At 47.9% G+C, this 26,334-nt stretch carries 15 protein-coding genes; 10 read left to right on the top strand and 5 right to left on the bottom strand.

The window, feature by feature from the left end; all coding sequences use genetic code 11:
* Positions 1 to 892: 892 nt before the first annotated feature.
* Positions 893 to 11,821, top strand: coding sequence for an MBG domain-containing protein (locus FC99_RS07075; RefSeq protein ID WP_156166894.1), 10,929 nt, complete (start codon positions 893 to 895; stop codon positions 11,819 to 11,821).
* Between the two features lie 390 nt (positions 11,822 to 12,211).
* Here FC99_RS07075 and FC99_RS07070 read toward each other — a convergent pair whose 3' ends face one another.
* Positions 12,212 to 12,730 (bottom strand): MarR family winged helix-turn-helix transcriptional regulator, encoded by a 519-nt coding sequence (locus tag FC99_RS07070; protein WP_048732953.1) that lies wholly within the window; start codon positions 12,728 to 12,730, stop codon positions 12,212 to 12,214.
* 152 nt (positions 12,731 to 12,882) lie between these two features.
* Between FC99_RS07070 and FC99_RS07065 the strand changes: the two genes are divergently transcribed.
* The 4 genes from FC99_RS07065 to FC99_RS07050 all read left to right on the top strand — a co-directional run bounded on the left by FC99_RS07065 (position 12,883) and on the right by FC99_RS07050 (position 15,990).
* Positions 12,883 to 13,818, top strand: a complete 936-nt coding sequence (locus tag FC99_RS07065) for an ATP-binding cassette domain-containing protein (RefSeq protein ID WP_048732952.1) — start codon at positions 12,883 to 12,885, stop codon at positions 13,816 to 13,818.
* Between the two features lie 16 nt (positions 13,819 to 13,834).
* Positions 13,835 to 14,608, top strand: coding sequence for an ABC transporter permease (locus tag FC99_RS07060; protein ID WP_048732950.1), 774 nt, complete (start codon positions 13,835 to 13,837; stop codon positions 14,606 to 14,608).
* Between the two features lie 221 nt (positions 14,609 to 14,829).
* On the top strand, positions 14,830 to 15,396 hold the full coding sequence (locus FC99_RS07055) for a hypothetical protein (protein WP_048732948.1): 567 nt from the start codon (positions 14,830 to 14,832) through the stop codon (positions 15,394 to 15,396).
* 30 nt (positions 15,397 to 15,426) lie between these two features.
* Positions 15,427 to 15,990: a hypothetical protein gene (locus tag FC99_RS07050; protein WP_048732947.1), complete on the top strand. Its 564-nt coding sequence runs from the start codon at positions 15,427 to 15,429 to the stop codon at positions 15,988 to 15,990.
* Positions 15,991 to 16,211: 221 nt separating this feature from the next.
* Here FC99_RS07050 and FC99_RS07045 read toward each other — a convergent pair whose 3' ends face one another.
* The 3 genes from FC99_RS07045 to FC99_RS07035 all read right to left on the bottom strand — a co-directional run bounded on the left by FC99_RS07045 (position 16,212) and on the right by FC99_RS07035 (position 18,800).
* On the bottom strand, positions 16,212 to 17,069 hold the full coding sequence (locus FC99_RS07045; RefSeq protein ID WP_048732945.1) for a hypothetical protein: 858 nt from the start codon (positions 17,067 to 17,069) through the stop codon (positions 16,212 to 16,214).
* A gap of 243 nt (positions 17,070 to 17,312) precedes the next feature.
* Positions 17,313 to 17,672 carry a hypothetical protein gene (locus FC99_RS07040; protein ID WP_048732944.1) on the bottom strand — a complete coding sequence of 120 codons (360 nt, stop codon included), beginning with the start codon at positions 17,670 to 17,672 and terminating at the stop codon, positions 17,313 to 17,315.
* A 177-nt stretch (positions 17,673 to 17,849) separates the two neighbouring features.
* Positions 17,850 to 18,800 carry a tyrosine-protein phosphatase gene (locus FC99_RS07035; protein ID WP_048732942.1) on the bottom strand — a complete coding sequence of 317 codons (951 nt, stop codon included), beginning with the start codon at positions 18,798 to 18,800 and terminating at the stop codon, positions 17,850 to 17,852.
* Positions 18,801 to 19,228: 428 nt separating this feature from the next.
* Between FC99_RS07035 and FC99_RS07030 the strand changes: the two genes are divergently transcribed.
* The 5 genes from FC99_RS07030 to FC99_RS07010 all read left to right on the top strand — a co-directional run bounded on the left by FC99_RS07030 (position 19,229) and on the right by FC99_RS07010 (position 24,176).
* Positions 19,229 to 20,449, top strand: a complete 1,221-nt coding sequence (locus FC99_RS07030; protein ID WP_056986502.1) for an RNA-guided endonuclease InsQ/TnpB family protein — start codon at positions 19,229 to 19,231, stop codon at positions 20,447 to 20,449.
* A 139-nt stretch (positions 20,450 to 20,588) separates the two neighbouring features.
* Positions 20,589 to 20,876, top strand: a complete 288-nt coding sequence (locus FC99_RS07025; RefSeq protein ID WP_235805880.1) for a VOC family protein — start codon at positions 20,589 to 20,591, stop codon at positions 20,874 to 20,876.
* 133 nt (positions 20,877 to 21,009) lie between these two features.
* A complete protein-coding gene (locus FC99_RS07020) occupies positions 21,010 to 21,687 on the top strand; it encodes an SWIM zinc finger family protein (RefSeq protein WP_048732936.1) in 678 nt (225 codons plus the stop codon).
* Between the two features lie 30 nt (positions 21,688 to 21,717).
* Entirely contained in the window at positions 21,718 to 22,662 is a 945-nt protein-coding gene (locus FC99_RS07015; RefSeq protein WP_156166893.1) for a hypothetical protein, read from the top strand.
* Positions 22,663 to 22,676: 14 nt separating this feature from the next.
* Positions 22,677 to 24,176, top strand: coding sequence for a hypothetical protein (locus FC99_RS07010; protein ID WP_048732932.1), 1,500 nt, complete (start codon positions 22,677 to 22,679; stop codon positions 24,174 to 24,176).
* A 124-nt stretch (positions 24,177 to 24,300) separates the two neighbouring features.
* Here the strand turns inward: FC99_RS07010 and FC99_RS07005 are convergent, their stop codons facing one another.
* On the bottom strand, positions 24,301 to 25,230 hold the full coding sequence (locus FC99_RS07005) for a tyrosine-protein phosphatase (protein WP_048732930.1): 930 nt from the start codon (positions 25,228 to 25,230) through the stop codon (positions 24,301 to 24,303).
* Positions 25,231 to 26,334 lie beyond the last annotated feature (1,104 nt).

Raw genomic sequence — 26,334 nt, 5'->3', positions numbered from 1 at the left:
GGATGGTACTCTACTGGCGAGGTGCACTGGGCCAAAAAGGAGCTGCCTACCAAGCTGGCTAATGATGAGTGTGAGAACTGGCAACATGGCGAAATGATTGGATTAATCCGCTGAGTCGAGAAAGACGGCTTAATGACGAATATCGTGCTATTGAGATGGGAATTATAAATGGTTGTGCCTGATTCGGAAGACATAGCCATTTTTATTTTTGAAATTCTTCTGAACGTTTTATACGGATTGGCACGCAAAAGCGGTTGGCAACAGATTTAGGCAGGAATAATATGAAGGAATTTTAGTAGGTGGGCCGACAGACAGCTTCGATTACGGTAATTAATATACATTGAAATGCATAACCCTTGGTAACATATTAGATTATTTGTGACTATTATCTCCCGTGAAGAATTAACGCCTTGAATGTTAGCCACTTCGCACTTATAATGTGGTTATGATTAAAACAGCCACGAAAAGGTTAGTAGACGAAACGGTTCTGGTCACTGATACATGGTGCTGGGCTGATTAACTATAAACCAGTTATATTCAACTAATGAGCAAATTCGGCAGGCAAATGACTAGTTGCTAAACCCGCATACTTTAAGCGTATAGCCAAAAGTGGATAAAGGGCAGAATTTTACATGATAAGGAAGGCCGTGGGACCCTCTTTAAATGGATAAGCTGATTTATGTTAATACTATTACTGGTTAGCCGTAATGCTTATATGCAGACTAATCAGTGAAAGGTAATTTTACTAACTGGTTGTTAGGGGTCGTGGGCCATTGAATATAGGGATTGAGGATTGAGATTCAAGGCTAGATGAATCGGTTCTTGAGCGCGTGAGAGTTCATCACCGTTGAAAAGGGAGAGGTCAAGTTTGAGACAAAAAGCGGCAAATCAAATGACAAAGAAAAATTTCATTTTATACAAGGGGCACACGGGCTGGAAAATCAAGACCCGTTTATTTGGGACGTTACTAGTTAGTTTGTCCGCAGTAGCTATCGCGGAAAGTACGGGAACGGTTGATGTCCACGCGGCAACGGAAACGCCATCTGCGGAGGTTTCTTCGTCGTCCGCGCCGAAAACTACTGGGACTGCTGTTATAGGGGCATCATCATCAGCAGCACCAGCGTCAGAAGCGGCAGCACCAGCAGCACCTAAGACATCAGAGGCAGCGCCAGAATCAGTTGCACCTAAGACGTCATCGGCAGCAGCAGCGCCAGAATCAGTTGCACCTAAGGCATCAGAGGCAGCGCCGGCGCCAGAATCAGTTGCACCTAAGGCATCAGAGGCAGCACCGGCGCCAGAATCAGTTGCACCTAAGGCATCAGAGGCAGCACCGGCGCCAGAACCAGTTGCACCTAAGGCATCAGAGGCAACACCAGCGCCAGAAGTAGCTGCACCTAAAGTGTCAGAGGCAGTACCAGCAGGTCAAGAGGCCGGCTATAACCAATTATTTTATCTAGCTTCTATGAGAAGTGTTGTACCAGAGAGTCTTTCTCTTAACGACGCGGCAGCAGATACGCCGACTGATAAGCAATATCAAACCTTAACGCCAGGACAGACAGTTAAGGTTGGCAATACGGATGAATCTGGAGTTACGCTATCCGGTAGCCAAATCAAGGATCACTTTATTGATACGGTTGAAAGTCGTAGCAAAGCCAATCTCCAGCCTAATGGAACTCTAAACAAAGTAGTAGTACCGATTGGTGATGATGGATCGGTAAAATTGACAGATAAAGTATCCCATATTGTTTATTCTGGATCAGGGTTAAAAATGCCAACAACAGGTCATCAAGTCGCCCATGTCTCTTTTGAACATGAGATTGATTTTAATCACGATTTTAATATGAAAGGCGCCTTGGGAATTGGGACTGTGACATCTGGTGGCGCTGACAGTGTTGGTATTATTTTTGCACCTGGAGATCCTGCTAAAGCAACGACAGGTCAACTTGGTGGGCAGTTAGGCTTAGGTAGCTTGGATAATGCCTTTGGCTTTGTGTATGATGACTACTCTAATTCGGATTTAAAAGATCCCGGTAATGGGGCTTACTTCGGCTGGCGAACAACGGATGCGAATGGGACACTACAGGGCGTTGAAAGTGCTGATTCCTGGAAAGCCGCTAGTGACTTAAGTTTGAATCCCCGGGAGACTACCCCACTTAATGATTTTACAACGAACTATGTCGCTGCCACGCAGACGTTATCAGTGACTATTGGAGGAGCAACCTTCTCCCGGCAGATAAAGGATATTACAACGGGATATTCAATCTCAATTGCTGCCTCTACCGGTGATAGCTATAATGATTACTCCGCCAGGATCGACAGCTTCACCTACACACCAAAGACAGCTTCAGTAGATGTCACAGTGGCGGATTCTACGCCCGGAGACACACCTGTAAGTACCAAGACCCCAGTCACTGCCAACATTGGGGACACAATTTCTGTATTCTCTACGAAGGCGGCAGCGGAACGGGCAGTAGCTGCAGATCCAACCTTAGATCCTAATCTGGTTACAGTGATTCCTGCAAGTACGACTAGCAACGTTTATGTTGTCGATGGCGACCAAACTGCTAAAAGTAATGGGACGGTTCACTATATCAATGACGATTCAAGTATTGCCGATGGGGCGTACTACAGTTACAAGGTGACTGGGGATGCTAGCCAAGCGTTTAGTTTACCTATCAGTCAGGCCTTTACAGCCAACGTTACGCCAGTTGATTCAGTGACTGAGGACCCGATTCCTGGCATGGACCCTATTCAAGTGACCACGGTTGCCGGTAAATCAGTTGTGATTCAAGTTCCTGGTTATACCCCTGTGACCGTTGCTCTGGATGCCCCTGCTACCGGCGAAACGGTTGCCAATGATATTGTGAAAATCAACACGAGTACGACACCATCGACAGAAACTGATGTTGCTAACCCAATTGAACACTATTACACCGCTACCGGTGAGACGATGGACGGGACAAAGGTTACGACCAATGCAACGGTAGGGACGAATCAATCCGTCACGGATACTCTCAATGCAACACCAATCGGTGAAGATGGTAAAGCTATCACTGCCGGTAGCACGCCAGCCTACACTTGGTCGACGGTTTCTAATGCCGCTGCGACAGATTCCACGAATTCTACAGCGCCTCAGGATACTAAGAGTATCTTGGTTCCAACGAAGGCCACGCTTGATAAGTGGCTACAGAAAGCTACTGACAACCAAGCCAAAGCAGACGACTACCAAAAGAAAACGCAAGCTATTTATGATAAATTTGTCGGCTTAACGGGGATTACACAGGAGCAGAAGGACGCGGCAAAGAAGCTGTTGGATTCTGTTAATGATATGTATACCGACCTTTCAACGAGTAATGCCACGGCTAAGGCTGCTTTACAGGCCGCCGAGGATTCTACAGATCCAGAGACAATCTTTGAAAAGGGTCAAGCCGGGTATAGTGCTTTGGCTAACATGGACGACACCATGACGACGTTCCAAAATGACCTGGACAACCTGACGACGACTAATGATGCCGCGGTGGCAAGCCTGGCGACCTTTGTTTCTTGGTCAAAGGACTACGGCCAAGATTTAGGCTACCCTGATGTGACCGTTGGTACTAACTTCGGGGCAACGCTGACCGCTGACCAAAAGGCTGGTTTTGACAATCCAGCTTTCTATTACTATGTTAGTGCCACAGACTCAGATACCCACGTCACACCTAAAGATGCCGGGACCTATTACTTCAAGCTGACGGATGCTGGACGGACATATCTTAAGAGCTTGACAACTAACACCAATGCTGGTCTCTACACGTCAGCAGCGCTCACGATTAATCCAGTCGATGCCAAGCCAACCATCACTAACACCAGTCTGCAATATGGTGGCGTTGATGGAAAGCTGGCCGGCGTCAAATATGACCTGGGTACGGTGGCTGGTGATAACGATCCCCGGCTTAACCTGACGCAAGATGATTTTGAAATCGACGATGCTGATGGTAAAGTTGCTGTCAACCAGTTGCAAGTTGGTGGCAAGTACACGATTCGTTATAGCGATGCTGCTCAGACCGCCTTGAAGGACGATAAAAATTACAACTTCGACACTTTTGGCACAGCTACTCTGACCGTGACTGCACGGCCAGTTACGATTGCTGCCGCAAATGTCAGCAAGACTTATGATGATGGCAGTACCAAACCAGTTCTGAGTCTAGACAATAATTCAGTGAAGGCTGCTATGGTCAACGGTGATGATGTTTCTACTCTGGGTGTCCGCCTGACGCGGGTCACTGGCGAAGATGCTGGCACCTACGCGATTACCGGTACTGCAACGGCAAACAAGAATTATGACGTGACGATTAATCAGGGAACCTTTATCATTGTCCCAAAGCCAATTACGGTGCAGGCTAATAATGTTGCCGCTGATTATGACGGCACGCCCTATCAGGTTGATCAATTAGGCTTCGCGATTGCGAATGGTGACAAGTTGGCTGGTACTGACACGCCTGCTGATTTGAAGGTGACGCTGACGCCAACTGCTGAAACCAACGCTGGCACGTATGCCATTAAGGGTTCCTCAGCGGCAAAGGACTATGATGTTACCGTCCTAGATGGCACTTTGACTATCGCTCAAAAAGCCGCCAGCGTTAACGTCAAAGACGCTACTGTGGGCTATGGTGATGCGTTACCAACATTTGCGGTAACCAACAGCGATACGGGGTTAAAGACCACACTGGATAATACTGATTTTGAAATTTTCGATAACAAAACAAACGCAGTTGCTACGGGTCAGTTACAGGCCGGTGGCGATTACACAATTCGATTGACTCAGGCTGCTCAAGACGACTTGAAGACTTCCAATCCTAACTACAACCTTAGCTTTGGTGAGAACACATTGACCGTTACACAACGGGCAATTACGGTTCACATTGAAGATGGTGGCAAGGATTATGGTGTTGCGACCGATCCAGCCTTGACGTTCACCATTCCAGCAACCACTGCCACCGGTGAGGCCAACGGCACATTGGTTGCCCCAGATACGAAGGATAACTTAGGCGTGACGTTAACTCGAGAAACTGGGGACAACGCCGGGACCTATAAGATTACTGGGACGGCCGCTACTGATGGCAATTATAAGGTTTTCTTTGAAAACGAGGGGGCCTTCACGATTGCACCGATTGCTGGGACGGCCACAGTTGCCGATGCTAGCGTGGTTTATGGTAACAACTTGCCAGCAAACATTAGCGTAACGGTTAATGGGACCGCTAGTGAACTCAGCTCAAGCAACTTTGAAATTGTGGATGCTACAAAGACTGTCGTCAGTGCTGACCGGTTACCAGCAGGTGGCAAGTACGCGTTACAATTGACCGCTACCGCTCAAGACGCCTTAAGCAAGGCTAACCCTAACTACGCCCTTAAGTTTGTTGCGGGTGGATTGACTGTCACGAAACGGCCAATTACGGTGAAGATTAATGATGTCACTACCACTTATGATGGTGCCGTGCACGGTGCGAATGGTTTCAGCATTGCAGCGGATGATAAGCTAGCCAATGGCGACAGTGAGAGTGCACTCGGTGTTACTCTGACTCCGATTTCTAAGACCGATGCTGGGACGTATGCGATTACTGGAAATGCTGTTTCAGCGAACTATGATGTAACGCTTGAAGATGGAACGCTAAAAATTGATCAAGCGGACGGCAATGTGGCCGTAACGGGTACCAATGTAGTTTATGGCAATTCATTGCCAAGTTTGTCAGTCTCAGTTAATGGAGCAACGGCTAGTGAACTTAGCGCGGACAATTTTGAGATTGTCGATACGAAAACAAAATCTGTTGTAACTGCTGATAAACTACAAGCTGGTGGTAGTTACACGGTACAATTGACGAAGACTGCTCAAGATGCTTTGAGTAAGACTAATAGTAACTACAAGCTTAGCTTTGGTACAGATGCATTGACTGTGGTCAAGAAGCCAATTACGGTTCAAATTAATAATGTTGATACCCCTTATGATGGCACGGTACATGGTGCAAATGGCTTTAGTATTGCAGCAACTGATAAGCTAGCCAATGGCGACAGCGATGCTGCACTGGGTGTTACCCTAAATCCAATCTCTGAAACTAATGTTGGGACGTATGCGATTACTGGAAAAGCTGATTCAACGAACTATGATGTGACACTTAAAGATGGAACGCTAAAGATTGACCAAGCGGACGGTAACGTGGCCGTTAAGGGTACTAGTGTGACCTATGGTGATTCATTGCCAAGCTTGTTAATTTCAGTTAATGGAGCAACGGCTAGTGAACTTAGCGCGGACAATTTTGAGATTGTCAATACAGATACAAAAGCTGTGGTAACTGCTGATAAACTACAAGCTGGTGGCAGTTACACAGTACAATTGACGAAGACTGCTCAAGATAATTTGAGTAAGGCTAATGGTAACTACAACCTTAGCTTTGGTACAGATGCATTGACTGTGACCAAGAAGCCAATTACGGTAAAAATTAATGATGTCACTGCCACTTATGATGGTAAGGCGCACGGTGCGAATGGCTTCAGCATTGCAGCAACTGATAAGCTAGCCAATGGCGACAGCGAGGATGCACTCGGTGTTACCTTAAATTCAATCTCTGAAACTAATGCTGGGACGTATGCGATTACTGGGAATGCTAATTCAGCGAACTACAAGGTAACTCTTGAGAATGGGGCGTTGAAGATTTTCCAAGTAGCCGCTAGCGTGGCAGTTGGTGATGCTAACTCTACGTATGATGATCCATCGCTGCCTCAATTGACGGCAACGGTTACTGGTCCTGATGTCACAATCGAACAGACTGATTTTGAAATTATTGACAATGCAACCGGCAAGTCTGTAGTTGCAGCTGACTTACAAGCTGGCGGCAACTACACGATTCAATTGACGCAGGCCGCAAAAACGCGATTGGCCGACGACAATCCTAATTATGACTTTACCGACTTTGGTACCGGTACTCTGACCGTTGCAAAACGGACAGTCACCGTTACAGTGGACAACCAGGCCATGAATGCAGGCGACCCAATTCCCGAAAACCAGTCAACGGTAGTAGTTGATGGTTCACCAGTCCATGTTCAACCGCAGTTAGACTTGAGCTACGAAGAACCAGATGGCAAGGAAGTTGGGACATACGCAATTGGGGCAAAATCCGCCAATTCAAATTATGCGTTGACCGTTGTTCCTGGTCAGTTGAAGGTCTTGGGCAATGTTGTTGGTCCCGATGGCAGTACGACAATCACTGAAAAAGATTCGGCCGGCAACGTGGTTAAGATTGATAAGAAGTGGCCTGATGGTAGCCAAACGACTTACGTCAATGATCCAGCCACTGGTAACAAGACGGTGACGGAGCAAAAGAATGGGGCACAGGTTGACCAACAGGACCTTACCCCTGGTTCTAAGGTCACGCTATCTGATGGCGAGGGTACCAATACGAGCACTGTCGTTGCGCTTGATCCGACAACCAATCTGCCAGTATTTGAACATGACACCACGCAGACCGCGGTTGATGGTACTATCACGACGAAAGATACCAATGGTAATGTTGTCAAAGTAGTTAAGCCATGGACCGATGACAGCCAAACGACTTACACCTACGACCCAATGACTGGTAAGCGGACAGTAACGGATCAAAAGGACAGTCAGACAGTCGCCGAAAAGGACCTTGAGCCTAAAGATACGCAGGCAACGTTATCTGCTGGTGACGTTGAAACTATCGTTGATGCTGGGAAACCAGGGTCACAACCAACGTTTGAACATAACACAACTGCGACAACGAAGGACGATGCTGGTAACGTTACTGCCACGACGAAAGATGATGCTGGCAATGTTATCAAAGTAACCAAGAACTGGGCCGATGGCAATCAAACTGATTACACCTACGATCCAGCCACCGGTAAGCAATCAGTGACGGAGCAAAAAGACGGTAAGACTGTTGATTCTAAGACAATCACGCCTGATGCGCCGAAAGTAACGTTGTCTACTGGTGATGGTGTTGAAACCACTGTTGATGTAGAGACGCCAGGTGAACAGCCAACGTTTAAACATGACACGACGCAGACCACGGGTGATACGACCACAACGAAAGATGCCAATGGCAATGTCATCAAGGTCGTTAAGCAATGGCCGGATGATAGTCAAACGACGTACACCTACGATCCAGCTACTGGAGATCAGTCAGTGACGGAACAAAAAGACGGTAAGACAGTCGACACGCAGTCGATTGCACCTGATGGTAAGGCGACATTGGCGAGTGGTGACAATGCTAAGACCATCGTTAACGCTGGGCAACCAGGGTCACAACCAACGTTTGAACATGACACGACGCAGACCACGAAGGATGCTGCTGGTAACGTTACTGCCACGACGAAAGACGATGCTGGCAATGTTATCAAAGTAACCAAGCAGTGGGCCGATGGCAGTCAAACTGATTACACCTACGATCCAGTCAAGAAGACGCAGACGGTGACGGAGCAAAAAGGCGGTAAGATTGTTGATACGAAGACAATCACACCTGATTCTCCGAAAGCAACGTTGGCTACTGGTGATGGTGTTGAAACTCTTGTTGATGCTGAAAAGCCAGGCGCAGCGCCAACGTTTAAACACGACACGACGCAGACCAATGGTGATACGACCATAACGAAAGATGCCAATGGCAATGTTATTAAGGCCATTAAGCAATGGCCAGATGATAGTCAAACGACCTACACCTACGATCCAGCTACTGGAGACCGGAATGTAACGGAACAAAAATCCGGTCAGACAGTCGACCAGCAGTCGATTGCGCCTGATGGTACAAAGGCAACGTTGAAGACTGGTGATGATGTTCAAACCATCGTTAATGCTGGGGAGCCAGGGTCACAACCGACGTTTGAACATGATACGACGAAGGTAACGAAGGATGATGCTGGCAACGTTACTGCGACGACGAAAGACAATTCTGGCAATGTCATCAAGGTCGTTAAGCAATGGACTGATGGTAGCCAAACGTCCTACACTTATGATCCAGTTGAGAAGACGCAGAGTGTGACGGAACAAAAAGACGGCAAGGTAGTCGACCAGAAGACATTCGACAAAGGTTCTACAAAGGAGACCTTGACGAATGGTGGCGGCGTTGAACCGCTTGTTGAAACTTTTGTTGCTGTATTGGCACCAGGCACTGAGCCAACGTTTACCCACAACACGACGCAGACCGCGACTGATAAGGCTGGCAACGTTACCGACACGACGAAAGATGCCGCTGGCAACGTCATCAACGTTACCAAGCAATGGACCGATGGCAGTAAGACAACTTATGCCTATGATCCAACGACTGGTAACGGGACCGTTACGGAGCAAAAAGATGGTAAGACTGTTGATACTAAGACAATCACATCTGATACGCCGAAAGCAACGTTATCCGCTGGCGATGGTGTCGACACGCTTGTTGATGCTGGACAACCAGGTTCAGAACCAACGTTTGCCCACAACACGACGCAGACCACGACTGATAAGGCTGGCAACGTGACTGCCACGACGAAAGATGCCGATGGTAATGTCATCAACGTTACCAAGCAGTGGACCGATGGCGGTAAGACAACTTACGTCTACGATCCAACGACTGGTAACCGGACTGTGACTGAGGAAAAAGCTGGTAAGACGGTCGACCAAAAGACGATTTCACCTGATGGGACGACGGCAACGTTATCTGCTGGTGAAGGTATCGACACGCTGGTTGATGCTGGGCAACCAGGTTCAGAACCAACGTTTGAACACGACACGACGCAGACCACGAAGGACGCAGCTGGTAACGTCACCGCGACGACGAAAGATGCCGATGGCAATGTCGTCAAGGTAACCAAGCAGTGGACCGATGGCAGTCAAACGGCTTACACTTACGACCCAACGACTGGCAAGCAAACTGTGACGGAACAAAAGGACGGTAAGACAGTCGACCAGAAGACGATTACCGCAGATGCGCCGAAGACTACGTTGAAGAGTGGCGATGGCGTTGAAAGCACTGTTACTGTTGATAAGCCAGGCACAGAACCAACATTTGCTCATAACACAACGCAGACCGCAACCGATAAGACTGGCAACGTGACTGATACGACGAAGGATGCCACTGGCAATGTCGTCAAAGTCACCAAGCACTGGACGGATGGCAGTCAAACGGCTTACACTTACGATCCAGCCACCGGTCAACAGACAGTGACGGAACAAAAAGACGGTCAGACGGTCGACCGGAAGGCGATTGCGGATGGGAAGGCCACGTTGAAGAGTGGCGACGGCGTTGAAAGCATAGTTACTGTTGATAAGCCAGGCGCAGTGCCAACGTTTGCCCATGAGACAACGCGGACCGTAACTGATAAGGCCGGTAACGTGACTGATACGACGAAGGACGCCGATGGCAATGTCGTCAAGGTTACCAAGCACTGGACGGACGGCAGTGAAACGGATTACACCTATGATCCAACGACTGGCAACCGGACTGTGACGGAACAAAAAGACGGTAAGATTGTCGACCAGCAGACGATTGCGCCTGATGGGACGAAGGCCACGTTGAAGAGTAGCGATGGCGTTGAGACCATCGTCAACGCTGGGCAACCAGGGTCACAACCAACCTTTGCCCACGACACGACGCAGACCGCAACTGATAAATTTGGTAACGTGACTGCCACGACGAAAGACGCCAATGGCAATGTCATCAAGGTAACCAAGCGGTGGATCGATGGGAGCGAGACGATTTACGCCTACAATCCAGCCACCGGGCAACGGACGGTGACGGAGCAAAATGACGGGAAACTGGTCGATCGGCAGACGATTGCCCCTGATTCCTCGAAAGCAACCTTGGCGAGTGGTGACGGTGTTGAGACCATCGTTCATACTGGGCAACCGGGGTCGCAGCCGACATTTGAACACGAGACGACGCAAACCACGAAAGACGCCGCTGGTAATGTTACGGCCACGACGAAAGACACCGATGGCGACATCGTCAAAGTAGCCAAGCAGTGGACCGATGGTAGTGAAACAATCTATGCTTACGATCCAACGACTGGTCAACGGACGGTGGCAGAGCAAAGAGACGGGAAGACAGTTGATCAGCAGACAATCGTTTCTGGTGCTTCGGCAGTGACATTGTCAGATGGTGCTGGCGGTACGGCCACAGTCAAATTCGCTCAGTCGGCAGACGCGATGCCAACATTTACGCATGCACCAGCGAGCCACAGTACGGGCGTTAGTGTCCCGACGAACAACGATGCCGATAAGAAGGCCGTGAAGGTTACCAAGCAATGGCCTGACGGTATTCAAGTCATCTATACGTATGACCCAATGAGCGGTCAACGGACTGTTCGTGAACTGAAGAAGGGTAAACTCGTTGCGCAACGCACGATGGCCTCCGGTGACGTGGATGCCATTTTACCTGACGGAATGGGTGGTACGACTACCGTTAAATTTGATGGGTCCGAAACGGAACCGATCTTTACGCGTCAGCTTGCTGACAAGATAAATAGTCGCAAGGTCACGTCACGGAAGAAGACGTCGAAGAAGTCATTGAAGAACGCCGGTGCAACCAGAAACCTGCAGAAGCAAGCGGGCGCTGCGAAGGCACTGCTTAATGCAACGGGATATCGTTCTGCTCAGGCAGTTAGCGCAGGCCATGCGGGCGCCACTGCCGTAACGGAACGTCGTCAGTCTCGACAGCAGACGGCGCAACAACAGGCAAATCAACAGGAAACAGAATTACCACAAACGGGCCAAAAGAATGAGAGTTTCTTGGCGCAACTGGGAGTAATCCTCTTGGCCCTGTTGATCACACCATTTGTTCGTCGGCGCTCACATTAACTTGAGTCACTCAAGATATAAGCAACGGTATAGCTAGACTAAAAGGCCGTCCCTCGAATCGGGGGACGGCCTTTTTGGGCATGTGCGTTTTAATATCTGCCGACCTCTCGGCTTACACGGTGTACTTAGGCGACGGAGATAATGCCTGTAACAGACGTTATCGATTGGACCGAAAGCGCTAAACCTCCACGTTTTCCGACCGTTGTCGTGATAGAACATAACCTGAGCCGGAGGAGGACAGGGATGTAGCCGGGCGAGCGAGAAGCCCGTTCCTCAGGCTGAAGCGTCCCCACAGCAGGCGGAATCCCTGTCAGCCGGTGTGCGGCAAATTAACACCAATTGACTGGGTTAAAAAAAACGGTCAATCCCTGAATGGGAGACCGTTTGGCGTTAGAGGAACCAGTCGCGCAGGTGATCCGCCACGGTCGCCTTGAACTTGTTAGATTGCGTGGGCGTCATGGTGTCGATTTCGTCGTAAAGGTTGTTATTGATCTTCGTTAAAATCGCTGTGAGCTGCTCTAACTCCGTGTCCGTCAACGTTTCTAAGTACGCTGGCACCTTGGCCGTTTCGGTGGCCGCGGTTTCGCGCCCCAAGTCAGTTAGGCGAATGATCGTTTTGCGCCGATCCGTCGTCGACTTTTCCTTAGTGACTAAGTCCTTTTTGACCAGTTTATTAACAAATTCAGCTGTCGATTGCACCGCTAAATTTAGCCGGGTCGCCAGTTCCTTTTGCGAGAGGCCATCGTCTTGCGATAAGGCCAGTAGCACCTTGCCTTGTCCCTGAAAACGCAGCGGATGGTCCTCTTTATCCAAGTGGTTGCGGTGGGCTACTTCCTCCGCAGTGTGGCTGACCATGCCGAATTCAATCAGTTTGCCAGCCGCATTTTTTTGTTTCGTTAAATCAGGCATAGAACCGCCTCCCTATTGCCATTATACCTGACAACCAGGTGAAGTGGCATTATCTATTTTGAGCGAACTCTTGACAATTTCATCAGGGGGCCTTATTATAATTTTAGTCAGGGGGACCTGATTAAAAAGAAGAGAGCTAAGAGGGGATTAACATGTCAGCAATTAATGCAATTGAAGTAAGCCATTTGACTAAGAAGTTTGGACAGAAGACGGTCGTGGATGATATTTCGTTTAACGTGCGGCAAGGGGAGGTCTTCGGGTTGCTGGGGCCCAATGGTGCCGGGAAGACCACGACGTTGCGCATGATGACCACGTTGCTTAAAGCTGACGCGGGCCACGTCAAAATCTTCGGTCACGACACGGTTAAGGAGGGGCGCCTGGCCCGGTCGATGTTTGGCCTCACCGGACAGTACGCCTCGGTCGACGAAGACATTTCGGCGCGTGAGAACCTGATGATTTTTTCCCGCTTAAATGGCCTCTCACGGCAGGACGCCAAGCAACGGACAACGGAGCTCCTGACCGAATTTTCACTCGAAAACTCCGCCGATAAGGCTTTAAAAAACTTTTCCGGGGGGATGCGGCGTCGGCTGGACCTCGCCGTGAGCCTGATTACACGGCCAACCCTGATTTTCCTGGATGAACCGACGACCGGGCTGGACCCGCGGACCCGGACGCAGATGTGGGAAACGATTCGCAAGCTCGTGAAGCAGGGGTCAACGGTGATCTTGACCACGCAGTACTTGGACGAAGCCGACCAATTGGCCGACAACCTGGCCATCATCGACCACGGCAAGGTCGTGAAGATGGGGACGCCAGCCGAGCTCAAGCAACAGGTTGGCGGGACCAAGTTGAATTTCACGGTCGGTCAGGCCACCCAGGTGTCGGCGGCGGTAAAACTTCTGACGGCAAAGGTGCCCAACACCATTCAACGGACCGGACAACGACTGAGCGTGCGGCTGAATCAGGTCACAGATTTAACGCCGATCTTGGCGGCATTGAAGCAAGCTAAAATCGCAATCGACCACTTATCCGTGCAAGAGCCGTCGCTGGACGATGTCTTCATGGATCTCACGGTCGGCAAGAACTAAGAAAGAGGGATGCAAGATGGATGTAAAAATGCATGGCGGCAACGTCATTATGAATACGGCTACGATGGCCTATCGGAACTTACTCAAGACAGTTCACAACCCGGATAACTTTATGGATGTGGTGATTCAGCCCGTCCTGTTCATGCTAATGTTCGGCTATTTATTCGGTGGCGCCATTGCCGGTGGCGTTCAAGCCTACTTGCCAACCATCGTTCCTGGGATTTTGATTCAAACGATGTTGTCGGCGGGGTCGGGATCGGGCGCTCAAATCAGAGAAGACCTCGACTCCGGGGTATTCGACCGCTTCAAGTCGTTGCCGATGGCGCACATCGCTCCGTTGGCGGGTCAACTGTTTGCTGATAGTTTACGCTTGCTAATTGCGACGATTACCTCGTTGACTACCGGTTACCTCATGGGGTGGCGGCCGGCTGTTGGGTTTGGTTGGGTCGTCGCGATTGGACTCTTGGCCATCTTCACGGGTTGGGCGTTGTCCTGGATCTTTGCGCTCCTGGGCCTGCTGGCAAAGAGTGCGGGTGCCGTTCAAAGTGCGTCGTTGATGACGATGCTGGTGCTGTCCTTTATGTCAAATGCCTTCGTGCCATTACACTCATTGACGAAGCCACTCCGGTTCGTGGCGCACTTGAATCCGGTAACCTACGTGATCACCGCGATTCGCCAGATCCTGGCGACCGGGAGTTGGACGCACGAAGCCTTACTGGTGCTGGTCTTTGATGTTGCCGTTGTTGCGGTCTTTGCGCCACTAGCGGTTTGGGCGTATGACCGGAATTAGGTTGGTAAGAGTAAAGGTGGTCTGCCTGTTGTTGGGTGACCACCTTTTTTGATATACGGCCGGTAGTTAATTTTTTTTGGAAAATATAGGCTGTCACAGTCCCAAACGACATATTATGACACCCTTAATTGCTATACTGAAGTTTAGTTAGGCAAACATTTGCTAATCGCAATTAATGAAGGATGAGGTACTAACGTAGTTTATTTAAAGAGGAAATAGCAATGAAAATGAACCATATTTTGGGAGCCGCTATCGTGGCAACCACGCTTGGCGCTACGGCGGCTGTCACCGGTCCCGCCACGGTTCAAGCGCAAGCAGCGAAAGTCAGTTTGGCCGCATTTCCGCAGAGTATTCGCGGAACCTGGTACCACTATGAGGAAAATGATGGTTACTACTACAAGACGATGACCATCGGGGCCAAGAAAATGACGGTTAAGAACTACTTTGATGCCTTTGGGAAGAAACAGGTCAAATGGACCGGGACGCTACATACGACTAAGAACCAAGACGATGAATTTAGACAAGGTTTGGGCAATAAAAAGTCTCATTGGACGAGCGCCAAGAGTGTTAAGGACGGCTATACCAAGGTCGTGGCTTACGGCATGTTCGCGACCAATGGGGGCGGAACCTATAAGGTGATTCACAAGACCTACAAGGGCAAATCCGTCAAAGTACTATACAACAAGCGTATCGTCAACAGCTACGGTCAAAAGAAGTTAGCGGACCACTATTACCAAACTAAGGCCCAAGCCAAATTCTTCAATCCAGTTGGTGCGCTACACAAATAGACCATTCGGAAAATAAGGAGGAATATGACAATGAAATTTACCAACATGATGGGCGCAGTCTTGGCGTCAGTTAGTTTTGGCGCAGTCTTGGCCGTTGCGAATCCCACGGTTGATGCCCAAGCCAGTACTAAGATGAGTCTGGCTAGTGCCCCGAAGAAGTTTCAAGGGACCTGGTACTATTACCAGAACGGTCACTATAATCGGTACACGATTGCGGCCAATAAGACTTCATATCGGAATTTTAATGGGAAAAAGTGGGTGACTGGTTATAGTCCAATAAAGGCTGCCAACTTGAATAAAAATCTGACGGGTATCAAGACGGGAAAGTACAATACCATGTTGTTTATGAATAAAGGGTGGTTGATTGATGAAGAATGGGTAAACCACACCAAGTCATCAGCACTGGGGGAAACAGGAACAGAAGGTTATAAAGTCGTCAACCGCCACTATAAAGGCAAGACCATTAAGTCACTGTATGTCTACGCCATGTGGAATGTGGGAAGCGGCGAAGTTCATCTGCAACACTACTACAAGACCAAGGGCCAAGCGAAAGCCTTCAACCCTACCGGTGCAACCGAAGACTTCACTGATTAATTAGACGGCTAGCTGAAAAAACAATCAAATCCACAAAGGTCAGTAGCCAGGTTGCAGCAAAGGGCGGTGCCTATGTCGTCTATATGATGGCTTAGTGTGGACCTGAGAGATAACCATGCGTCTAGTCCTTTTATGAACAAAATTGAGGTTAGAAAAAACAGCTGAGTCCCATTAGGCGGGCTTAGCTGTTTTTGATATATCATTAGGCTAATGAAGAACCACTATTCGTCGAGATAGTCCTTAACCTCAATCGACTCGCCGACATAGTAATTCTTCCCATTAACCTTATACGTCGTCCACATGGCTTCTTCGGTATAGCCATCAGGGAAGAAGGTCGCGTGGTGTTTCTTCGTGTTGTGTACAATTTTTAGGTGGTAGTGGCCCTTACTGATTTTCTTGTTAGGCATGCCTTTGAGTGGCTTCTTGTAATCAACGGTGGTGGTCCGGCCCTTGACGCTTACCTTGCTGACCTTGACCGAGGCGGTTGGTTTCCAGACGTTCATGCCACGAACATTTTTGTAAAGGCCACTAGGTGCAACCTTGGCCAGGTCCGCTGCGCTATAGTATTGTAGATAGTTGTCGAGCGTTAGGTAGAAAGCGGGGGTCGTGACTAGATTGTCTTTTTTGGCATTTAGCTTAAAGCCAGTTCCAGATTGAAATAGAAGTGTTCTGTCGGGTGCCTTTAGTTTAACCGGTTTGAAATTAGCCTTGGTATAGGGGATGAGCTTAGCGTGCATGTTATCCATCGTTGAATATTTCAGCTTTTTGGCGCGACTGTAGTGAACGGCGCCAGAGGTGAGGCCAACCGTTGGCACGTACTCGCCGTTGACTTCGTTGCGGTTGATGCCCATGACCTCGAGCAGAGATCCCTTCTTTTTCAGCAGTTTCTTATAGTGACCGTTGGACTTCTGGTAAAAACCGACATCCATTGTCTTCTTTAGACGGACGTACTGCGTCGTACCCGGCTTGCTATTGTCCGGTAGATATGGTGATGAACTCTTGGTCGCCGCCTGTGCGGTACCTGTAAGGCCGAGGATACTGGTAGCAACCAGTGCGACCCCTAGTAACAACTTTTTCATATAAAAATCTCCCCTAAATGCCGAGTGACCAGAGGTACTGTCATGGTTACTCGAAAAAATTAAACCGGTTAGTTCCAACGCAGAATAACTAATGCGCTGTAGAAATACTAACAGTTGTAACTATATTTTACACCTAAGTGGTCAGCTGGGGTTCTTTCTAGTGGGAGGGAAGTCATACGACGTACAGAAAAAACGACCAATCTCGGTTAGGTAGAGATTGGTCGTATTGAAGTAAAGTTTAGATTAGTTGCCTTGCAAGGCTTGACCATAGACCCAGTAACGGTGGGTGGCGTGTTTGGCCGTGGATTTGATCCGGTACCAGTTATATTGTGTTCCTTGAGTTGCCATAAGGTCAATCTTAACTTTACTGCCGGCTTTGAGTTTGGCGTTTTTCCAGCTCGTCACCTTGATGATTTTATAGTCGCTGTTTGGTTGGTGATTGGTCAGCTTAAAATGGCGATAGTTCTTCTTGATGGTCGTTGTGCCATGATACTTGTGGTATTGAACGGCGCCCGTCAGTGTGCTGGCGGACCCAACGACTGTGCCGAACCCCAAAGTTGTTGCCATCCCGGCTACTCCTAAAATCAATGCTGCTTTATTCATAAATAAAACCTCCCCAGTTTGTCCCAGTTGGAACTTTTTAAATATAACATGGCTGGGGGAAATTTGTTTTTAGCATGAATAATGTTTGGAAAAACATAGTAATTGACCAAAGGACGTGAAAGCGACCAGTTCCTATCTTCAGAAACTGGTCGCTCTCTGGGATGCTCGGTATTTAATTTACTTCGCTGGTGTCAGGTAGTTGTTGCGCAGTTGTTTCAATTGTGTGTTGGATAGGCCCAGACCCTTGTGGAGGAAGTTATCCATGCTACCGTACTTCGTGTTGATAGCTTTGTACATGGTGTCGATATAGGACTTCTTCACGCCGTTTTGATCTTTGAAGTTGGCGATGACGGTTGGTGTCAGGGCCTTGCCTTGAGCCTTCCAGCCAGCCTCTTGCTTCTGTAGGTTTTCAGCGTTGGTCTTAGTCAAATAAGTGTTGGACTTTAGGTAGTCCTTGGTGATTGCCTTTCGGTTAAAGTTAAGGGCGGAAAGTACCAGTGCTGTGCCCATCCCGGCGCGGTCCTTACCGGCTGAACAGTGCCACAGAACGGCCTTGTTCTTAGGGTTCTTCAATAATTGATGGAATAGGGACTTGTAAGCTTTGCGACCTTGGGCAGTCGTGATAGCGTCGTGGTAAGACTTCTTCATCATCTTATCGCCAGCGTTCTTTTTGGAGAAGTCTGGGAAAGCTGGGAAGGCCTTGAAGACGTTGGCTTTGACCAGCTTGACGCCCTTGATCTGTACGTCAGGACTCTTTTGTTGTTCAACGATCGTCCGCAGGTCAACATCGGTGGCAACGTGATAAGTCTTAACCAGCTTCTTTTGGTCGGACTTAGACAGAGTGGACAGGCCATTAGAACGAATTAAGCGGTGCACCTTGATCTTTTGACCATTTTGGTTGACGTAACCGCCTAAATCACGGGCATTGGAAGCACCTTGAAGCTTGATATGCGTTGACTTTCCGGCCACAGTTTTAGCCTTGGCATGTTTTGGTGCTTTGGCTTTCTTAGTGGTCTTAGTCGTTTGGGTCGTTTTCGCAGCGGCCGTGATAGTCGACAAAGGTTGTTGCCAACCCAAAGTGGTGGTCAACAGTAAGGCGGTAACTAGAGTGCTTAATCTTTTGTTCATAATGCGAATTCCTCCTCTGTGTTTGGTACAGTCTCTAGAATACTAAGCAGATGTAAAGGTGAGGTGTTGATTGTGTAAAGATAGCAGGCACCACCAAAATCGACTATGTAAATCGTTATAAAACGAGGCTATAGCTCACGTTTGGCGGTAATGAGCGCGTTAGGGAATCCGTACTTGAATCCGTTTCCCAAATCAGGTAATCTTAACGCAAAACGAGATTTCACAGGAGGCCGTTATGAATAAAATTGTCCCAAGTCTGTGGTTTGCTGATAATAATTGTGAGGAAGCCATTCATTAAAGTCCGGGCAGGAAACCTGCGATTTTAATCGCGGGATGAATGCCAGAACTTAATACTTCCTAAAACGTATGTTCCCCTTTCGGATAGCTAATTATGGTATACTTAACCCAATCTTCAGGGGAGGTAGCTATTGGTTAAGCTAGGACGAACGATTAAATTACGACTCTATCCAGATACCGAACAGTCAGCGGAGTTTTTAGAAATGAGCCGGGAATACCGACGATTGGCCAATATTGTCAGTCAATGGATTTTTGACCATGCGTTTCAGTTAAGCTGGTTAAAAATAAATTATCAACTGTACCAAACGCTCAGAAAGGAATCACAACTGAATAGTCAGATGGTGCAGTCAGTTTTTCGAACGGTCGCAGCTCGCTACAAAACTGTTCAGAAACAGATGAAGCAACATCCTTACCGTTGTAAGAACGAAGACAACAAGTGGATTCAAATTCCTAGAGACTTGACGTGGTTGGTGAAACCAATTCGGTTCCGTCGACCACAGGCAGATTTAGTTCGTCAAAGAAACTATTCTTTTGTGGATAAGCTGAGCCACGTCTCAATTACCACCTTAGGTCAACGAACGAAAATGAACTTTACTGACAAAGGTTTTGAGAACTATCTTCATGGAGATTGGAAGCTAGGCACTGCTAAGCTAGTCCACAGCCGCGGAAAATGGTTTCTACACATTGGCATTACCAAAGAAGTTAGCGATTTTAATTCCAAGGACAATCCGCAAATCGTAGGGATTGATCGCGGGTTACGCTTCCTAGCAACTACCTTTGATAGTGAAGGGAAAACACTATTCTTTGATGGTCAAAAAGTCTTACGTAAGCGGAGAAAATTTCTTAAGGTTCGTCGACAACTACAAAGTAAGAACACCACGTCTGCCAAGAGAAAACTGAAGCAACTAGCTCAACGAGAGAACCGCTGGATGACCGATGTGAATCATCGGCTAGCTAAGACACTCGTTACGGCATATGGGTCGCATACGCTTTTCGTTTTGGAAGACTTAACTAATGTGACGTTTAACACGGATGATTTGCCTAAGCCCTTGCGTAATAGTCACCGTTCTTGGTCCTTCTTTCAACTAGAATCGTTCTTAACATACAAGGCTCAGGCTATTCAAAGTGCCGTCGTGAAGGTGAATCCAGCCTTCACTTCACAGAGGTGTCCGAAGTGTGGCCTAGTTGAGAAAACTAACCGCCATCATGATACTCATGAATATTGGTGTGCCCAATGCCGATATCGGTGTAACGATGATCGATTAGGGGCAATGAATATTGAGATGCTTGGGCAAGACTGGTTGAATGGTGTCAAACACCCAAAGATTAAAAAGCTAACAACTGCTGGGTAAACCTGGCAGTTAACGGGTAGCCGTCAATTACCCGATGATGTTGCCACTACGAGTAGGAGTGTCTTAATGGGCATGTTGGACTACTGTGTTGCCAGACACGTGAGCGATAAGCCGCTGAATTTATTCAGGGGCAATTGACTTGAACGGGCAGAAATTTTTGGCGCTCGATGGTGGCCCCAGCTTCCGCTTCAACGAGGCCATTTCCTTCACCATCGAATGTGCTGATCAAGCTGAAATCGACTATTATTGGCAGAAACTATCGCACGTCCCGGACGCCGAGCAGTGTGGCTGGGCCAAGGACCGCTTCGGCATCTCCTGGCAAATTGTCCCACAGAATATGGGTGAGTTGACACAGACACCCAGACAGGTCCAGGCGATGATGGGCATGAAGAAGATTGACATTGCGGTGTTACGGGCTGCTAAATAGTAAGCATAACGGTGGTATCCTGATTACCAAGGGCATTACCGTTTTTTACACGTTATGGAATTGGACTAGCCTTTGTTTTCGAATCGGCCATTTGCTATAGTGAACTTAAATACGTTCGAAAGAGGCGTCACACATGGATTGGTCAGAATTATTTCAACCACAGATTATCGGTCGGGGTCGCGATTATTATGAGCGTGGGATGGTCACTAATGTTCATTTATCAACGACCAAAATCACGGCTATTGTCCTCGGATCAGAGCGCTACCATGTTGAAATTGATTTCGACAAAGATGGCAATATTCGCAATGGAAGCTGTGACTGTCCGTATGCGCTTGGTGGCGAGAACTGTAAGCATATGGCGGCCGTCCTATTTTACATGGATGAGGAACCAACGCCGCAGCCAGCAGATACTGATGCTATCGCAGGGTTAGTCGCGGCGGCCACTGAAAAACAGGTGCGGGATTTTCTAACGCAGGTGTTGTGCGGGGATGCTCAGCTGACGAAACGGTTTGAACTACGAACGGTCAAGCATACAGTTAAGGAGACCTTCCGTGGCTATCAGACACAAATTGGGGACATCTTTGAAGCCTACATGGATAACGATGATTTTATTGACTATGAAAACGCCGAACGATTTGAAGAGGACCTCAGTACCTTTATTTGCGAAGACGTTCAGTCGTTGATTGATGATCAGCAGTTGAGTTTGGCATTTCGCGTAATCAACGCTGTTGTGAAACTATCAGTTTATGTAGATATTGATGACTCAGACGGCGCGATGATGCGAATCAGTCAGCTTTGTTTTGAAACTTGAGAAGCTATCCTTGTCCAGGCAGATCTACCATTGAAGCGACGAGCGTTGAAATGGTTCCAGAAGCGAGCGACCGAGGATATGGGCGCCTTTGAAGAGGCAGTTACGGACATCCTATTTTCCCAATTCAAGGAGCCGGAATTCTTGCAAGAGAAGCTGGAGTGGACGGCCCAACAGCTACATGATGCGGAGCAGCTTAAGGACGATTGGGATCGTGACTATCTAGCTGAAAAATGGGCAACGTCCCACGTAAAAGTAATGGCCGAACTAGGCCGACCCGCTGAAGAAATCGAGCAGTTTTGTTTGGCCAATCTTCGCTATCAGCACGTGCTACAATACTACGTTAACGATTGCGTGCAGCGTCAGGATTATTCGGCGGCAATCCGTGTCTTGCGTGAGGGGAAGCAACTTGCCGGCGGATTGAGTGGTGTCGTGCTGGCGTATAGCCAACGGTTGAAAACGCTGTATAAAAAATTAGGACAGACAGAGGACTACCGCCACGAATTGTGGTTATTGCTAACGGCCTATGCGCCAGCTGATATCGATTGTTACCGGGAATTGAAGCAACAGTACTCCGCAGAAGAGTGGCCGATGAAACGTGATCAACTCTTCAAGGCACTACCGGTAACAGTAAATCAAGAACCACTGTATGCCGAAGACCATTTGAACAAGAAATTACTGGCGGCGGTTATGTCGGAGCATGGACTCAATGGCGTGCGAACCTACGCGCACCTCTTGGCCCCAAAGTTCTCTGATCAACTCGTCGCTAAATACAGCCGAACGGTGCAAAAGATGGCCGAAAAGACCGGTGACCGCAAGCATTACCGTGAGCTGGCCGCAATCCTGAATGAAATGACAGACTATCCAAGCGGTTATGCCGAAGCAACCCGGATTGTGCAGGAGTGGCGGGTAAAGTATGTACGGCGACCGGCGATGATGGATGAACTGAGACGGTTTGATAATAAAAAACGAGAATAGAGAAGATGAGAAAAATGATGAATTATGATGAAATGTTGCGGACTATTTACACTGCTACCAAGGGATTGCATAGTATACGGCCAGCTTCATCACGGCAACGTAACAGTGACTTATTACTTAAAGAAGTGAATGAAATTTCGGGGTTTTCAAAAGATTCAGCCGCATTAGAAATCTTTGACAATGATGCCGATGCGTTAGAGGCCTTCGTAGAGGGTATCGTGACAATTCAATTCGCTATTTTTAACCGGACATTAGCCCAGATGACGGCTGAATCTTTAGCGGATGGTGTTTTGACTGGTTTGGGGGCTGTTTTGGACACAAATATTGGTGAATTAGCCGAAATGACAAAAGTAGTTCATTTGTTCTGTGGCTATCTAGAAGCGCATCATTTGGCCAAACCGGGCTTGGCAGTCGAGTTTGAGCAACTCGTTACGCAAAAACGTCCAGATGTCGTTGCGTTTAGTGATAGTGATGATGGTCGAACAGTAGAGATAAATGGTTTAGATGCAGCTGATTGGCTTGACTGTGACCCGGTGAAGTTGCTGCCAATCGATCAGACGGAAATGTTTGCCCACTTTATAGAAGATGTTGATTTCAACACATTTATTGCGCTAATCGCGAAGCGGCATAGTCCAGCGCAATTACAATTAGCGTATGGCTTGTTTTTGACGAGAGAACCTATTTACAGCGCCTTACTTGAGTGGGCCGAGTTCATGGATGATGGGAGACATTTGTATTCAATTGAGGAAATTGATCTGTACGTGAGTTCGTTGTGGTCCTTTGCCAGTGGACTCACTACGGATGGGCTGATTGCCTTGTCGAAAGTGATTCATCAGTACCTTAAGTTTTGCTTGAACCAGGAGCTAATTAGTGACAGGCAGTATGCAACATTGCTTAAAATGAGTAATCGCGGGATTGTTAAGGCTGCGGTGATGTGGCCGTTGGCACGACAAAATGTCACCTTAGCAGTTCAGCGCGGTCAAGAGAGTGTGGCAATTTCTGATAGAATTTTTACTAGGGTGAACTATACGATTGATACGGTTAAAGCTCATCAAGAATTGGATGCGTTGCATAGACAGCCAGTTGCAACCGCAGTTAATCCGGATGCCAAGTTAGTTTTGAAAAAGAGTTTGACGGATCGGCAGGAAACTTCAGAATTGAAGCAAGCTCAGGAGCGGCTGACTGGAATGGAGAAACAGTTTGGATCCTCGCTGACTGTGGCGGATGGGATGGCTTATCGGCAGGCGATTTTACAGATTCACCAAATAATGATTGAAAAATTCCATCGCCAAGTTAAGCATTGGACACGGGATAGTCTTGCAGCAGCCTTAATTGCACTATTTCAGGATGATCGAAATCTGGATACAAGACCGGTATTCCTACGTTATCTTCAATTTTATTTAGGTACGCTTTTGAGAGCGAATGCGATTGGTAGCCTGGACGCGTTAGACGAGGGAATGATGCAAGCCGTCTTTGAATATATTTGCTGTAGTACCAATGCTCTTCTAGAGTGAGGAGAGTTGGGATTCTAAGGCGTTCTGAAATTTGAACGTGGCTCGTTGGCGAGTGGCGTGGACAAAAATGCGGCATCCTCCATTATGAAGATGTCGCATTTTTCTATAGCCTTAAAGCAAAAACTTATTTAGCTGGCGTCAGGTAGTTAGCTTGCAACTGCTTCAATTGAGCGTTGGTTAAGCCAAGCCCCTTGTGGAGGAACTTTGACATGCTACCGTACTTGACATCGATTGCCTTGTACATCGCATTCAGGTAGGCTTTTTGAACGCCATTTTCATCTTTGAAGTTGGCAATGACGGTAGGGGTCAAGGTCTTGCCTTGGGCTTTCCAGCCAGCCTCTTCCTTTTGTAGATTTACTTTGTTCGTTTGGACGAGGTAGGCGTTAGACTTCAAGTAATCCTTGGTAATGGCGGCTCTGCTGAAGTCGAGGGCAGAGAGGACGAAGGCTGTGCCCATGCCGGCGCGGTCCTTACCGGCGGAGCAGTGCCAGAGAACGGCCTTGTTCTTAGGATTGATCAGTAGTTGATGAAATAGGGATTTGTAGGCTTTTCGTCCCTGAGCCGTGGTAACCGCGTCGTGATAAGTTTTTTCCATCATCTTATTTGCGGCGTTCTTTTTGGAGAAGTCAGGCAGTGGCGGAAATTCCTTGAAGACGTTGGCCTTGACCAGCTTGACGCCCTTCATGCGCACGTCCGGGCTCTGCTTCTGCTCACTGATGGTTCGCAGGTCGACATCGGTCGCTAAGTGGTACGTCTTAACGAGCTTCTTCTGGTCAGCCTTAGTTAATGTGGACAGGCTGTTGGACCGAATCAAGCGGTGAATCTTGATCTTTTGGCCCTTTGAGTTAACGTAGCCTCCGAGGTCACGGGCGTTGGATGCGCCTTGTAGTTTAATGTGAGTGGACGTTGAGACAACGGTTTTTCTCTTAGGCTTCTTCGTTGTCTGCGTGGTTGTCGTCTTAGCGGCGGCAGTGACTGTCGCAAGTGGTTGTTGCCAACCGAGTGTCGTTGCTAACAGCATTGCCGTGACTAAAGTGCTCCATCTTTTATTCATTTCGTGAACTTCCTCCTCTGAATTTGGTACAGCCCCTAGGATAGTCAGTGGATGTAAAGGGATGATGTTGATTGTGTAAAAGTATCGGGTAAAATGGTCGTTCTGCCATGCAATTACCCGCTGAAGGGCAGTGAGCTGGTGCCTTTCCGGCTGTTGTGGACCGGCTAGAGGTTTGTAAATATAATAATCAATCTGGCGCTTGTAGGACTGGCTGGGTTGGTGTGAAAATTGGCGAGCTGCAGGGGACATCTATTTGTAATTAACGAACAAAATGGCTGGGACTCGAATTATGAGGCCCAGTCATTTTACTCATGGATTGTGGTTGGAATATTTTTGTATAATTTTACTGGAATTTATGATTTTTATAACGACAGTGACCGTCTAAATAACGATATCCGCTGTGTATAATTTAAGCAATAATGAATAAAACTCAGTGATGGGCCTGATTTTAGTTGCGATCGGCCTACTGTATGATCTCGGCTTATTTCCAGATATTGTTTATGAATTTTAACAGCGGGCTTGAGAAAAAGTAAATGTCAAAAGTGACTTGCCGTGCACAGAATACCGTGTCGACGGTAGCCTACGTGTATGTTCTGACTTTTAGTTAGAAATTGCTTGTGAATTGGCTGGCTGTGCGACCAATTATCAACAGTTGGTTTTCAGAAAACGAGAAGGATGCGGTGATTCTCGTTGTGCCGAAAATGATGATGATCAGCCTAATGTTTAGGGATAATGCCACTGAAAGTAAATGGTGTAACAATAACATCTCGATAAATGTATACCCCTTGAATATTGTTTTGGGCAACACTATAATTAGGTACTACGAAAGTATTTATGAAAGGGCTGATCACTCTAGGAACGGTGGGGTCCAAATGCTGTAAATTTAAACCGGGATGGGCGCTTGCTGGGGACGATACGGAAATCCTACAAATCGTTAAAATGACGGGTATTGTGGCTGATAAATGAGAGTAACTGAAAGGCAAATGAAATCTTTGGAAATGAAAACGGTATCATGAATGGCGGCTGAAAGTGATGGTCATAAGTTGACAGAGATTGGCCTAACAGGTTTAGGCTTGGCGACGTTGGCTGTCACAGTTAGTGACT

The sequence above is a fragment of the Levilactobacillus koreensis JCM 16448 genome (genome assembly GCF_001435525.1).
Classification (GTDB): Bacteria; Bacillota; Bacilli; order Lactobacillales; family Lactobacillaceae; genus Levilactobacillus; species Levilactobacillus koreensis.
The sequence above is the reverse complement of the archived record's forward strand: the minus strand, read 5'-3'. Positions and strand labels throughout refer to the sequence as shown.